Raw genomic sequence first — 13,023 nt, forward strand, 5'->3', positions numbered from 1 at the left:
TGCCTGGAGGAGGACGCGATGCAACGTTTTGTAAACAACCCCGACGAGGTGGTGGAAGATACCGTGAAAGGCTTTGTAAAAGCCCACCGGGACATCGTCCGCCTTTCGGAAAATCCGCGCGTCATCGCGGCGGCAGACGCGCCAACGCGCGGTAAGGTCGGCGTTATCACAGGCGGCGGGTCAGGCCACGAACCTGCGTTCGTCGGCTACACCGGGCGCAACATGCTGGACGCGGTCGCGGTAGGCGAACTCTTTTCGTCGCCGACGGCTAAGAGTTTTCATGATGCCATTCGCGAGGCGAACGGCGGAAAAGGCGTCGTCGTCCTCTACGGCAACTACGCCGGCGACAATATGAACGTGAAGATGGCAACAAAGCTGGCTGCCAGGGACGGCATCGAAGTCGCAACCGTCGTCGCAAACGATGATGTTTGCTCCGCTGCCCCTGACGAGCGCGAAAAGCGTCGCGGCGTTGCCGGAGAAATCTTCATGTGGAAGGTCGGCGGTGCAAAGGCTTCGCAGGGCGCTAGCCTGGAAGAGGTTCGCGCCACGGCACAGAGGGCGATCGACAACTGCCGCTCGATTGGAGTCGGTCTCGGGCCCTGCACCCTGCCCGCCGTCGGCCACCCGAACTTTCAGATCGAGCCCGGCACGATGGAGGTCGGCATCGGCCATCATGGGGAGCCGGGGGTACGGGTCGAGGCTCTGAAAACCGCCACCGACGTCGCCAAGGACATGTCTCAGATCGTCCTCGACGACCACATGCTGGACGCGGGAACGGAAGTCGCGGTTTTGGTCTCCGGCCTCGGAGCAACGCCGGTGAACGAACTTTACATTCTTTTCGACACGATCGAAAACGAGATCACAAGCCGGGGCCTCAAAATCTACAAAACGTACATCGGCAACTACTTCACTTCGCTCGAAATGGTGGGGGCAACATTGACCGTGATGGCGCTCGACGACGAACTCAAGGCTTTGCTGGACGTCGAAGTCCGTTGCACCGCGGTTCTGTAAGGAGGAGAAAATGCAGACACTGAACAACGCGAAGGCCGGAGGAATCGTTCTCTCGATGGCAAACAGCATCATCGAGAACAGGGCTTATCTCAGCGAAATCGACGGCAAGATCGGTGATGGCGACCACGGCATTAACATGGCGAAAGGCTTCGGTATGGTGGCCGACCGAATTAGAGGCAAAGAGCTATCGCTCGCGAGTGCTCTCGACACGCTTGGTACGGTCCTGATGACCGAGATCGGCGGCTCAATGGGACCGCTCTATGGCGTGATGTTCACCGAATTCGCCGAGCAGATCGATGGTGTTGAAGCTATCGACAACGAGGCCTACAGCCGGATGCTTCATGCCGGACTGGCAGGAATTCAATCCATCGGATCAGCTAAGGTGGGCGACAAGACTCTGCTGGACACCCTAGTTCCCGCCGTCGAGGCTTTCGACCTCGCGACAGCAGACGGAAAGCCCTTCGGCGAAGCGTTGGACGCGCTCGTTGCTGCAGCCGAGACGGGTCGAGATTCCACTCTGAACTTGGTGGCGCGGATCGGCCGCGCCAGTCGCTTGGGCGAACGATCGCTCGGCGTGCTCGATGCCGGCGCGACCTCCTGCGCCATCATCCTCAAAGAGCTCTCAGAAGGTGCGCGCCAGAGGCTCCAATAAGGCAAGTGCGCGCACACATTGTGCCCCCAGACGAAAAACGGCCGGCGCTAGGTGACTAGCCCGGTCGTTTTCCGTCCAGTCGGCGGAAGTTTACAGAGGGGTTGAAACGATCTGTCCAAGTCGGTGAATTAGATTCATCATTGCCCGCCATCCGCGCAGCCGGTTGGCACTCGTATCGGAATCGCTGAGCAAGCTCGATTTTCTTGGGTTACATCGTCAGTGGGATTGCTGAACAAAAAAGGAGCAAGGCTACCCGGTCGCACTGTTGGGGACCTGGCCGATCTGCAGCCGATCAGCCAGCCAGATCCGGACTATCTAGCTTCGCATTTCGCTAAGCACGCTATCGCCTGTCCAAGCCTGCTCCAGCCACTGTTTGAACGCGCTCACCTTATGCGACCTGAGTTTCGACCGAACATAGCACAAGCTGTGGCAGCGGAGGTTGGGACCTGTCATCCCGAAGGGTAGCACGAGGTTACCCTTTTCGATGTCTCTGCGCAGGAGCCGGAAGCTCTCCAGACAGACACCGCGGCTTTCGACGGCTGCCGCGATCGACATGAAAGAGTCTCGAAAACGGGGGCCTCGATTCAGGTCGATCGCGAGGTCGTGGTCCTTGGCCCACTGGTGCCAGCTGTACAACGTTTGCTCCGACTTTATCAGCGTGTGCCCGATCAGGTCGGAAGGTTGTCGTATCTTACGATCTCTTGCAGCGAGGTCGGGTGAACATGCAACGACTATCGTTTCCAGCGGAAACTCATCGACCGCGATCGACCCGAGACGGGGCACGCTGCCATGGGAAATCTCAACGTCCACAGAACCATCATGCAACATCGACTGATCGGTGGACGAAATCAATCTGATCTCGATCGAGGGGTGCCTCTCTTCGAACATCACCAGCCGAGGCATCAACCACAAGGACGCCAAGCTCGGTGAACAGCCAACGCTCAACACGTCGGCACTGTTGCGACGGGAAACTTCACCGGTAGCGTGCTCTATCATCGACAGGGCCTCTGACAGATGACGATGATACTGTTCTCCGGCTTCGGTCAGGGAAACCGCGCGGCCGATGCGATGAAACAATTTCTCGCCGAGGTCTTCCTCCATCAAACGAATTTGATGGCTGATGGCCGAAGGTGTCAGTTGCAGTTGGGCAGCGGCCTCCAGGAACGAGCCCATCCTTCCTGCCGCCACAAATGATTGAATCGCGCGCATCGAAGGAACGGAAGTCATCTCTCCTCCGATCCTGGGCAGGCTCTTCGCCTTCTGCCAGGCTCCGTCATATCGCGGCTACCTTGCGATGTGATGGATGGCCGGTCCCGGACCTGGTCGCTTCCCCTGCAGCGATGCGTTTGATGTCGCCAAGCACTTCTGAGAAGTCGCTGAGCCCGGAAGTTCCGAACCCCATGTAGACCTGTTTGTAGAGCTGATACAGCGTCTCGTAGCGGCCACGGGTCGCCGGGTCAGGTTCAAACCTTCTGTATCCGAGGCACATCGCTGCCTGCGCGCTCTCAATCGATGCATGATCCTTGCTTGCCATACTCGCGAAAATGCTCGATCCGAGGCCTGTCGGAATCCCGTCGGGCACAAGTATCGGCTTGCCGAGTACATTCGCGTAGATCTGGTTCAGAATGGAACTCTTCTGCGGGATACCACCGCCGTTGATGACACGATGAACGGGAACACCATGCTGCTCCATCCGCTCCAGGATGATCCTGGTGTGGAACGCGGTCCCCTCGATCGCGGCGTACAGTTCGTCCTGGGCGGTATGACCGAGGTGCCAGCCGATGGTCATGCCCCCGAGGTCCGAACGCACGAGGACCGTGCGATCACCGTTATCCCACGAGAACCTCATCAACCCCGTCCGCCCGCCCTCAAGCGATTCCAGTCCTTCGGAAAGCTGCGCCACCGAAGTCCCTGCCCTTCGCGCGATTGCGTCGAAGATGTCACCCGTCGCGGAAAGCCCGGCCTCCACCCCAACAAGGTCGGGATGCGCACTCCCAGGAACGACACCGCACACGCCCGGAATGAGTTTGACGCGCTCACTGACGGCGATGATGCACGTGGAGGTGCCTATGACGTTGACGACGTCGCCGAGGCGGCACCCGGCTCCGATTGCATCCCAGTGCGCATCGAACGCTCCCGTCGGCACCGGGATACCTGATAGCAACCCGAGCCGCTCCGCCCAGTACGGGCTAAGTCGTCCGGCGACCTTGGCCGAAGTAAGGTATGAGCCGCCAATCTTCTCTCGCACCCCGTCGAACAACGGATCCACCCGGGAGAGGAACGCCTGCGACGGCAGACCACCCCACTTAGGGTTCCACATCCATTTGTGTCCCATCGCGCAGACACTTCGAACGATTGAGCCGCTATCCGTAACGCCCGTGAGCACAGCCGCAGCCATATCGCAATGCTCCACGGCTGTGGCGAAACGTTCGCGCATATCCGGGTTGTGCCTGAGGAAGTGGAGCAGCTTGGCGAATCCCCATTCATGCGAATAGGTTCCGCCGCACCATTCGATCGCCTCAAGATGGCTTTCCTTCGCCACAGACGTGATCTCTTCGGCTTCGGCCTTTGCCCTATGATCACACCATAGATAGTAGTCCCCCAATGGCTGGAGGTTCCTGTCTACGGGCAAGACCGATGATCCAGTCGTGTCAACCGCCAGGGCGCGTACTTCCGACCCAGTCATGCCGCATTCTCTTAATGCGCCACGGACGGCAATCACGAGCGCTTCCATGTGGTCCGCATGCGCTTGGGTCGCGTGGTCTGGATCGGAGCGGAGCTTCTTGAGCGGATACTCGGCGACGGCCGTTCCAAGTGGTCCCTTCCGGGTGTCCGCCAACGTCACCCGAACGCTAAGCGTTCCAAAATCAACACCTGCTACTACCGACATGGCTGTTCCTACTTTGACCGACCAGGTTGGCCATACGTTGCCAATTGGCCGTGCTTACGCTGGAAGTGGCGCCGCAAAAGCGCGCTCGAGATTTCCGGATCGTCCTTGCTGATCTGTCGCGAATGAAACGCAATCCTCGCAACAGCCTCCAGCATCTCGGCATTGTGAACCGCGTCGGCGGCATCGATACCCCAGCAAAACGGGCCGTGGTCGTTGACGAGGGCGGCCGGTATCGACAGCGGCGGGTTGTTTCCGAAGGCTTCAACGATCACCCTCCCCGTGTTGCGAACGTAGTCAGCGCCAATCTCTTCCTCGGTGAGTTGTCGCGTGACGGGAATCGTACCGTTGAAATAGTCCGCGTGGGTCGTGCCCATCGCCGGAATGCCCTGGCCCGATTGGGCCCACGCAGTCGCGAAAAACGAATGGGTGTGCACGACAGCGCCGATTGACGGAAAGGCCACGTAGAGTTCGAGATGCGTATCCAGGTCTGAAGACGGTCGCAGCGCTCCGTCTACAATGTTTCCATCTAGGTCAGTGATGACGATGTCGGCGACATTCATCGCTTTGTACGACACCCCGCTCGGCTTGATCGCCACTACGCCCTGTTCGCGGTCGATGGCACTCACATTGCCGAAGGTCGAGATCACGAGACCGCTATCGTAAAGTTCGAAGTTCGCGTCGAGAACGGACTTTCGTAGTTCGGAATACTTCACGATCGCCTCCTTAGGACTTTTGACGGCGGTTGAACCGATCAGCGGCGACGGCGATCAAGATGATGGTTCCGATGACAACCTGGTGCCAAAACGTATTCACGTTGAGGAGGTTGAGAGCGTTGCGAACGACCGCCATCAGGACCGCTCCGACGGCGGTCCCGACGAGCGTGGCACGTCCCCCGGAGAGCCCCGTTCCTCCGATCACGACGGCGGCGATGACGTCGAGTTCATATCCCTGTCCCGCTTCCGGCATCGCAGCCTCAAGGCGAGAGGTCAGCAACACCCCGGCGAATGACGCGAGAACCCCGCCAAGGACATACACCGCGATCCTGACCTTGTCGGTGGGTATTCCGACCAAGTGCGCAGCATCGGGATTGCTCCCGATTGAGAGGACGAAGCGACCGAACCGCGTGTAATACATGAGGTAGTAGACAACGGCGAAGACGAGGACTGTGAGGATCACGGGAACGGGAACCCCTGCCAGATAACTCTGGCCGATCGCCCGGAACGAAGGGTCCGAAGCTCCGACAATCGGGATGCCCTGGGTGTAGACCATGACTATTCCGCGGCTGATGACCATGACCGCCATGGTGGCGATAAAATCGCTGATCCCGATCTTGGTGATCAGAATTCCGTTCACGAAGCCGATGACGGCTCCGACCGCGATCGTGACAGGATAGCCGAGCACGATAAGGTTTGCAGTTGCCAGGCCTGTGAGAGCGAGCGTGGAACCGACTGAGAGGTCGATACCACGCATGCCGATGACAAAGGTCGCGCCAAAGGAGATCACGGCGATCGGCACTGCCTGTCGGAGCACATCCGTCAGGTTGCCCACTGTGAAGAAACGCGGTGCGGCGAAGCCGAGCGCTATGAGCAGGACGGCAAACGCGACGAACACGCCGGCGTTGCCACTATTACGGCCAAACTTGAGGGCCGGCCACGTGCGGGTGGCGGCGACGTCAGACATTGTTTCCTCCATGATGATGAAGAGCTTCCGGCGACCTGACGGTGTGCAGGGCGAGCGTCTCTTCTTTCGACGTGGCGGCATCCACCACGGTTGTGATTTTCCCTTCGAACATCACCGCGACACGGTGGCAGAGCCCGAGAAGCTCTGCGTTGTCTGCCGACACCACGATAACTGAGCAGCCTTCCTTCGCGGCCGCGTGAACAAGCGCATAGACTTCGGATTTGGCGCGGACATCGACTCCACGCGTGGGTTCCTCGAGCAGGAGAATCTTAGGCCCTGTGAGAAGCCACCGGGCCAACAGAACCTTTTGCTGATTACCGCCGCTCAGCGAGGTGATCTCCGCGTCGGGGCCGTCGCATTTCACACCGAGTTTCGAGATGTAGCCTGAGGTAACTTCACGTTCCTTGGCCGGGTTGAGCGTCGTTCTACCGATAGCCCTTAGATTTGCGATCGACAGGTTCCAAGCAACGGATCTCTGCGGGAAGATACCCTCGGTCTTTCGCTCTGCGGGCAGGAAGGCCATCCTCTCCCGGATCGCGTCCACGGGGCCTTTGATCTCAACACTCCGGCCGTCAATCGAAATCTGGCCCGCATCGCAAGGACGTTGGCCAAAGAGCGATCGAAGCAGGGCACTCTTTCCCGACCCCTCAAGACCCGCAATGCCGAAGATTTCTCCCTTGGCGAGGGTGAACGAGATGTCCTCGAACGCCCCTCTCTTCGTCAGACCGCGGACTTCCAACGAAGGTTCGGACTTCGCCGGGACGCGGGGAGGAAACTGCTTTGCGAGAGAGCCACCGATCATCGCACCGACAACTTTGTCGACGTCGAGGCCAGCTGTCGGATGGTCAGCTACCGTATTGCCATCCCGCAGGACCATGACGCGGGTACAGATGCCGAGAAGCTCTTGAATTCGGTGGGAGACGTAGATGATCGCCTTTCCGGCGCTCTGAAGTCTCTCGATCGCGGCGAACAGTTGCTTGCGTTCGGCCTCCTCCAACGCCTCGGTGGGCTCATCCATGATGATGATGTCGGCATTCGTACTGAGAGCCTTCGCGATCTCGATCATCTGCCGATGAGACAGGCTCAGTTCGCGTACGGGACGATCAACTGGAACGTCAACGCCAAGATCCTCCGTGAGAATGCGGCGAGCCTCTTCGCGCATCCGAGCATGGTCCAGCGGAGCGAGGCCGAACCGCCCGCGGGTCAGTTCCCGGCCAGCGAAGACATTCTCGCCCGCGTCGAAATCGGGGAAAAGGCTGAGCTCCTGATAAATAATCGCAATGCCGGCGTCGGCCCCGGCGCGCGGACTGTCGAGCTCAACGACATCGCCGCGAACGGAAATCGTACCCTCGTCGCGGCCATAGGCACCGGCGAGAATCTTCATAAGCGTGCTTTTTCCGGCACCGTTCTCTCCCACTAGCCCCAGGACGTCGCCGGGATTCAGGACAAGGTTGATACCGTTGAGCGCAAGCATGTTACCGAAACGCTTGCTGATGCCCTTCATTTCCAGAAGCGGATTCTGCGTCATCTCGTTCACCCCTTAGGAAGAAGAGGCCCTCCAGGGAGGGCCCCTGGTTGGTCACATCTTCTGCTGGGGGACGTAGACGTAGTCGTCTTGATTGAAAGTTTTGATGTTTTTCGCGTCGTAGGTGGTCGGTGCGATGAAGATCTTCTTAGGAAGCGGATTGCCCTTCATCACGAACTCGTCGACGGCACGGATGATGTTTCGGCCTTCCTCCTTCGCTCCCGTGTCGACGGTCGCAGCAAAGTCACCCGTCAGGATCGCGTCGTTGGCTTCTTTCATGTTTCGTAGCCGACGATGGCTACCTTTCCGTTCAACCCCTTCGCCTTGAGGGCCTGGAGGCCACCAAGAGCCATCTCATCATAGAGGGCGACGAGCACGTCGATGTCGGGATGGGCAGTGAACATGTTCTCCGTGACCGACAAACCCTGCGCACGAACCCAACCCGCAGGCTGCTGCGCAACGATCTTGAAGTTCGGGTGCTTCGAGATCACCTCGTTGAACCCCTTCATACGCTGGCTGGTGTGTGGGCCCGGCAAACCCTCAAGAATGCCGACGTTCAGTTCCTTGTCGCCATAGGTGTCGACCATCCACTGCGCCTGAGCACGCCCACCGTCGGCCTGGTCGTAGCCGATATCACTGACGTAGTAGGGATTGTCGGCAACCGGCGAGTTGAACAGAAAAACCGGGATGCCGGCTTCAGTCGCGCGTCGAATTGACGGCAGGAGAGCGCCCTCATTGTAGAGTGCGACGGCAATCGCATCGACGCCGTCGTTGATCCAGGCTTCCATTGTCCTGATCTGGTCATCCGTGGCGGACTGGCTGCTCGGAGCCTGGACGAGAAGTTCGATGACTTCGTCGCCCCCACGCTTGTCGATCTCCTCATTCACGCCGGCAAGGACGCGCTGGTAGTACGTGTCCATAGCTGTCGGAAGGAAACCCACCTTGAGCGGGCGACTATCCTTCTTCGCGGGCTTCATCTCTTGGCCCGTCGGTTTGATATCCTTGTCCATCAATATGCCCGGGAATACTGCGTTGTAGTCCGGCTGCTGGGCAAAGGCAGATTGACACGAAATGACCGATGCGATCGCAACGGCGGCTCCGACAAAGGTATGTTTCAGATTTGTCACGGATTCCTCCCTGGTTGTGACAAGACACAGTCCTCCCGTCCGCGGGCGCAGCCCGCGGAGGTATTCGTCAGATCGATGTGGTCAGGAGCTCAGAGGCCAGGCGCGATGGTGAACACCATGCGAATGGGCTTGGAGCCGTAGTTCAGGCACTGATAACTAACGTCCGCCGGTAGGAAGAAAGCCTCTCCATCCCTGATGTGAAACGTCTGGTCACCTTCGGCGATATAGAAGGTTGCGGGACCTTCAAGCACGTAAAAGATTGCATCGCCCTCGTGGCTGTTGGGTTCGCTGGCCCGCGGCCCGACGCCGCCGACAGGGATCACTATCTCGCCTACGTGCATGTAGTCGTTCGACACACACATCTCGATCAGAACCGGATGGTCCTGGCCGAAAATGAGGTTCAACCGATCCTTACGCGCGACCTTGACCAAAGCACCTCTCGAACGCGCTTCTGTTCCGTCGACCGGGTATTGTCCGATTTTTTCGAGGCTCATTTGGAGGCCCTCCGTTCGGACTTGAAGAGGCGCGTTGCGCCATGATAGCCAGTCGGCGGCCCGTTCTCGTCCCAAATCCTGGGCGCAATGCAGAACAAGATGACCGCGGCTTTGTCCGTAAAATTGTAGCCACGGTGCGGCACGCCCATCGGGATCAAGATGGAGTCGCCTGGCCCCATACGTTCCGTATGTCCTGTTTCAGGGTTGAGCAGATGTACCTCGCCCTCTAGGACATAGTAGACCTCGTCGCCCGCATGGATGTCAGCGGGGTCGAAATTGCTACCCGGAGCAAGCTGATAGATGCCGGTCGTCATCTTGTCGGTGCTCGCGAGCAGATAGTTCAGGTCACTCGTATACGGCTTCGTGCCCGTATAGATGAACATCTTGAAGCGATCCGCCGTGAGATGATGCGGTCTTTTCGCGTCGGGCGGGAACGGGAAGTTTCCGAAGTATGCGGGAATGGTCATGGCAGACGCCTCAGGTCCTCAGTTCCGACAGCAGCGCCTTGAGCAGACGCCAGGTGGAGTCGACGGTCGTGTGGTTCAGGCGTTCGCGCGTCGTGTGGACGTCAAACGCTTCCGGCCCGATGGAGAGCATGTCGATGTCCGGCACCTTCTTGCGGAATAGGCCAAGCTCAAGGCTCGAATGAGAAACCTCGACATGCGGTAGTTCGCCGAATTGCCTCTCGTAGGCCGCGCGCCCGGCGGCGAGCATCCGAGAATCCGGGTTGTACGGCCATTCTGGGCAGTCGGCGAACGTTTCAACGGTTGCGCCATTTCCAATGAGTTCTGACAACTCCCGGATTTTGTCCACGATGTTGTACCTGCGCGTGCTGACGGCGCTCGGGATCGTCGACACGATTTCAATGCGGTCCTGGTCGTTGGAAAGCAGGGCCACGGTGTTCGAGCTTTCCACGAGATTGTCGACGACAAGGCTTCGGCTCTGGACGCCATTCGGAAGTAGGTTCATGGCCGAGATCATCGCGCTGGCGATTTCCGGCGCGAACACGGAGCTAGCGTCGTTTTCGGACTCTGTCAGCGTGACCTTGAGGTGAGGATCACTCACCGCGTACTCAGCTGCGATCGCCTTTGTTTCCGCCTCGAGCGCGCCCTTTAATGTTTCCAAGCGAGACGCATCTAGCGAGATCAACGCTTCGGCTTCACCGGGGATTACGTAGCGGTTAACGCCGCCGTTGACCTGGATCACAGAAATCGCGGCTTTCTTCATCGCCAGCCGCAGCACACGGCCGAGGAGTACGATGGCATTCGCGCGCTCAAGGTGGATGTCGAATTCCGAGTGACCGCTGCTCAGTCCAGAAACACGAACCAATGCCGTCTTTTGGCCGGCAGCGCGGTCTTGCCACTTGAGCGGAATTTTGAAACGTGCGGAAATGTCTCCCGCGCATCCGGCGAACAACGACTTGGGGTCGTGCCAGTTCATATCGAGCAGGCGCTTGCCTGTAAGCTTCGAGCCGTCGAAGTGCTGGGCACCGCCCTTTCCGACTTCTTCCTGGACCGTCAACACCACTTCGAGCGGCGGGTGCGGGACGTCGTCTGAGGCGAGCAGAGACATGGCAAACGCCACGCCAACCGTGTTGTCTGCACCGAGCGTCGTTCCCGTGCCGTGAATGAAGTCGCCGACGACGCGCAGCTTGATGCCGTCGTTCCTAAAGTCGTGCTCGACCCCCTCATCGCTTTCGCAAACGATATCCGTATGGCCGTGCAGGATCAGTGTCGGAGCATCTTCATAACCGGAAGTGCCGGGCTTCTTGATCAGCAGGTTCCAGATTTCGTCCTGGTAGACCTCGAGCCCTCTTGCACGGGCGAAGTCGGCGATATGGTCGCTGACCTGCTTCTCGTTGAACGAACCCCGTGGGATAGCGCTCAGCTCCTCGAAAAATCCGAAGAAGATCGCAGGCTCAAAACCGGCCAATACAGCGTTTGCACGCTGAACGTCCGGGGATTTTGCGGAAATATTCACTATAGTTCCTCCAGCTTTAGCGTCGCCCAAAAACTAACCGTTTGCGGAATATGACTATTCCGCAGCACGGACGCTCCTCTACTACGCGTTACATCAATTTTTCAGGCGATCTCCATCCCGATTGCCTCCGGGGTGAAAACATCGTCCGATCGTGTCGATATTTCAAACGTAATATTTGGCGAAATAGGTGAGGAAAATTCATCTGACTGCCAACCCTCACCTCATCGCCTTAGGTTGTTCGCTTCACAGCAAGCAAAGCCACTCCTCGCTTACCGGCGCTATCAACGCGCGGAGAAGCCAACGATAACCGAAAGCTGAGCTCCTTGGCGGGCGATGAATTCTGCTCACCTCCTCAGTGAGCCATGTTCATCATGGAAGGCGCTGCAGCTCGTTGACCTCCTTAATTTATGCATTAATGTATACGGTATCGGATGCATCGATAAGACCATTCGATTGCCGCACTTTGGGAGGAGTCAAATGTCATATCATTTTCGCAAGCCCACACGGGCTTTGGCCTTGGCCACTGCGCTATTGGCAAGCGTCTGCATTACTCATTCAGCCTACGCGATCGACATCAGCCAAAAGATCAGCGAAATCGAAAAGAACCCGGCGCCGGGCCCCAATGGTGAGCCCGCGACGCTTGCCAGCGACCTCAAGCTGACCGCGGAAGAGGTCGAGCAGATCAAGGCTAAGCACGCCAAGGCGGCGATCGTCATGCACTATACGGCCTCCGATTGGGCAAAGGCCCAAATGGCCGGACAGAAGAAGGCGCTTGATGAACTTGGCGTCGAAATCGTGGCGGTGACCGACGCCGGCTACCGCGCGGAGCAGCAGGTTGCCGACATCGAAAGCGTCATGGCCCTCAAGCCTGACATCATGATTAGCGTACCCGCGGAACAGTCAGCCACGGCCGCCGCGTACAAGAAAGCGGCGGCAGCTGGCATCAAGATTGTCTTCCTGGACCAGACTGGCGCCGGCATGCAGGCCGGTAAGGACTATGTCAGCCTGGTCTCATCCGACAACCGTGGCATGGGCAAGGTTGCCGCCCTTCTTATGGCGAAGGCGCTCGAGGGTAAAGGCGAGGTTGGGCTGATCCCGCATGCGTCAGACCTCTTTGCCACCAAGGAGCGCGTTGTCGGGTTCAAGGAGGCTATCAAGGACTTCCCTGACATTAAGGTTGTCGAAGAGAGCGGTGTTGGCGGCCCGAACTTTGCCGGCGAAGCTGAACGGGTAGCATCAGCCATGCTGACAGCCCATCCGACGCTCAATGGCATCTGGGCCGTTTGGGACGTTCCGACCGAAGGCGTCCTGTCTGCAGCCCGTTCTGTCGGCGCGTCGACCGATCTCGTGATCACAACCTGTGACCTCGGAGTAAACATTTCGCTCGATATGGCAAAGAAGGGCTATGTCAAAGGGACCGGATCGCAGCGCCCATACGGCGCCGGGTATGCTGAAGGTATTCTCGCCGGTTACGCTCTGCTCGGCAAGGAAGCGCCCCCATACGTGGTTCTTCCCGCACTTGCCGTGACGCGCGACAACCTCCTTGAGGCATGGCCGCTTTCCAATGGCGATCAAGCTCCCGCCATCCTGACGAGTGCGATGAACTGACCGACACGGGAGACGGCGTGCATCGCCGTTTCCCGCCCTAACGGGATCGGAACACA

Annotated in this window: 13 protein-coding genes; 3 read left to right on the forward strand and 10 right to left on the reverse strand. The window is 58.7% G+C overall.

Annotated features, from left to right (window positions below):
* Positions 1-18 precede the first annotated feature (18 nt).
* Positions 19-1,011 (forward strand): dihydroxyacetone kinase subunit DhaK, encoded by a 993-nt coding sequence (locus ASE71_RS25000; protein WP_060520422.1) that lies wholly within the window; start codon positions 19-21, stop codon positions 1,009-1,011.
* 10 nt (positions 1,012-1,021) lie between these two features.
* Positions 1,022-1,663: a dihydroxyacetone kinase subunit DhaL gene (dhaL, locus tag ASE71_RS25005; protein ID WP_060520423.1), complete on the forward strand. Its 642-nt coding sequence runs from the start codon at positions 1,022-1,024 to the stop codon at positions 1,661-1,663.
* Positions 1,664-1,978: 315 nt separating this feature from the next.
* Here dhaL and ASE71_RS25010 read toward each other — a convergent pair whose 3' ends face one another.
* The 10 genes from ASE71_RS25010 to ASE71_RS25050 all read right to left on the reverse strand — a co-directional run bounded on the left by ASE71_RS25010 (position 1,979) and on the right by ASE71_RS25050 (position 11,359).
* Complete coding sequence (locus tag ASE71_RS25010) at positions 1,979-2,890, reverse strand: LysR substrate-binding domain-containing protein (protein ID WP_060520424.1); 912 nt, start codon at positions 2,888-2,890, stop codon at positions 1,979-1,981.
* 46 nt (positions 2,891-2,936) lie between these two features.
* On the reverse strand, positions 2,937-4,553 hold the full coding sequence (locus ASE71_RS25015; RefSeq protein ID WP_060520425.1) for a ribulokinase: 1,617 nt from the start codon (positions 4,551-4,553) through the stop codon (positions 2,937-2,939).
* An 8-nt stretch (positions 4,554-4,561) separates the two neighbouring features.
* Positions 4,562-5,266 carry an L-ribulose-5-phosphate 4-epimerase AraD gene (gene araD / locus ASE71_RS25020; RefSeq protein WP_060520426.1) on the reverse strand — a complete coding sequence of 235 codons (705 nt, stop codon included), beginning with the start codon at positions 5,264-5,266 and terminating at the stop codon, positions 4,562-4,564.
* 10 nt (positions 5,267-5,276) lie between these two features.
* Complete coding sequence (locus ASE71_RS25025) at positions 5,277-6,233, reverse strand: ABC transporter permease (RefSeq protein ID WP_082566450.1); 957 nt, start codon at positions 6,231-6,233, stop codon at positions 5,277-5,279.
* Positions 6,226-7,761, reverse strand: a complete 1,536-nt coding sequence (locus tag ASE71_RS25030) for a sugar ABC transporter ATP-binding protein (RefSeq protein WP_060520427.1) — start codon at positions 7,759-7,761, stop codon at positions 6,226-6,228. The genes ASE71_RS25025 and ASE71_RS25030 overlap by 8 nt, the downstream gene beginning before the upstream one ends.
* A 51-nt stretch (positions 7,762-7,812) precedes the next feature.
* Positions 7,813-8,037, reverse strand: a complete 225-nt coding sequence (locus ASE71_RS37120) for a hypothetical protein (protein ID WP_244496916.1) — start codon at positions 8,035-8,037, stop codon at positions 7,813-7,815.
* A complete protein-coding gene (locus ASE71_RS25035; protein WP_244496917.1) occupies positions 8,034-8,885 on the reverse strand; it encodes a sugar ABC transporter substrate-binding protein in 852 nt (283 codons plus the stop codon). The genes ASE71_RS37120 and ASE71_RS25035 overlap by 4 nt, the downstream gene beginning before the upstream one ends.
* Before the next feature lie 89 nt (positions 8,886-8,974).
* Positions 8,975-9,379: a cupin domain-containing protein gene (locus tag ASE71_RS25040; RefSeq protein WP_060520428.1), complete on the reverse strand. Its 405-nt coding sequence runs from the start codon at positions 9,377-9,379 to the stop codon at positions 8,975-8,977.
* A complete protein-coding gene (locus ASE71_RS25045) occupies positions 9,376-9,846 on the reverse strand; it encodes a cupin domain-containing protein (protein WP_060520429.1) in 471 nt (156 codons plus the stop codon). Before ASE71_RS25045 ends, ASE71_RS25040 begins: the two co-directional genes overlap by 4 nt.
* Positions 9,847-9,856: 10 nt before the next feature.
* A complete protein-coding gene (locus ASE71_RS25050) occupies positions 9,857-11,359 on the reverse strand; it encodes an aminoacyl-histidine dipeptidase (RefSeq protein WP_060520430.1) in 1,503 nt (500 codons plus the stop codon).
* A 477-nt stretch (positions 11,360-11,836) separates the two neighbouring features.
* Here ASE71_RS25050 and ASE71_RS25055 point away from each other — a divergent pair, with 477 nt between their 5' ends.
* Positions 11,837-12,967, forward strand: coding sequence for a substrate-binding domain-containing protein (locus ASE71_RS25055; RefSeq protein ID WP_060520431.1), 1,131 nt, complete (start codon positions 11,837-11,839; stop codon positions 12,965-12,967).
* Positions 12,968-13,023: the final 56 nt, after the last annotated feature.

The sequence above is a fragment of the Ensifer sp. Root954 genome, from assembly GCF_001429005.1.
GTDB classification, from domain to species: domain Bacteria; phylum Pseudomonadota; class Alphaproteobacteria; order Rhizobiales; family Rhizobiaceae; genus Ensifer; species Ensifer adhaerens.

Excerpts from the sequence above, each read along its gene's own strand:
- ASE71_RS25000 (WP_060520422.1), top strand. The coding sequence starts at position 19 with ATGCAACGTTTTGTAAACAACCCCGACGAGGTGGTGGAAGATACCGTG.
- dhaL (WP_060520423.1), top strand. The coding sequence starts at position 1,022 with ATGCAGACACTGAACAACGCGAAGGCCGGAGGAATCGTTCTCTCGATG.
- ASE71_RS25010 (WP_060520424.1), bottom strand. The coding sequence starts at position 2,890 with ATGACTTCCGTTCCTTCGATGCGCGCGATTCAATCATTTGTGGCGGCA.
- ASE71_RS25015 (WP_060520425.1), bottom strand. The coding sequence starts at position 4,553 with ATGTCGGTAGTAGCAGGTGTTGATTTTGGAACGCTTAGCGTTCGGGTG.
- ASE71_RS25025 (WP_082566450.1), bottom strand. The coding sequence starts at position 6,233 with ATGTCTGACGTCGCCGCCACCCGCACGTGGCCGGCCCTCAAGTTTGGC.
- ASE71_RS25030 (WP_060520427.1), bottom strand. The coding sequence starts at position 7,761 with ATGACGCAGAATCCGCTTCTGGAAATGAAGGGCATCAGCAAGCGTTTC.
- ASE71_RS37120 (WP_244496916.1), bottom strand. The coding sequence starts at position 8,037 with ATGAAAGAAGCCAACGACGCGATCCTGACGGGTGACTTTGCTGCGACC.
- ASE71_RS25040 (WP_060520428.1), bottom strand. The coding sequence starts at position 9,379 with ATGAGCCTCGAAAAAATCGGACAATACCCGGTCGACGGAACAGAAGCG.
- ASE71_RS25045 (WP_060520429.1), bottom strand. The coding sequence starts at position 9,846 with ATGACCATTCCCGCATACTTCGGAAACTTCCCGTTCCCGCCCGACGCG.
- ASE71_RS25055 (WP_060520431.1), top strand. The coding sequence starts at position 11,837 with ATGTCATATCATTTTCGCAAGCCCACACGGGCTTTGGCCTTGGCCACT.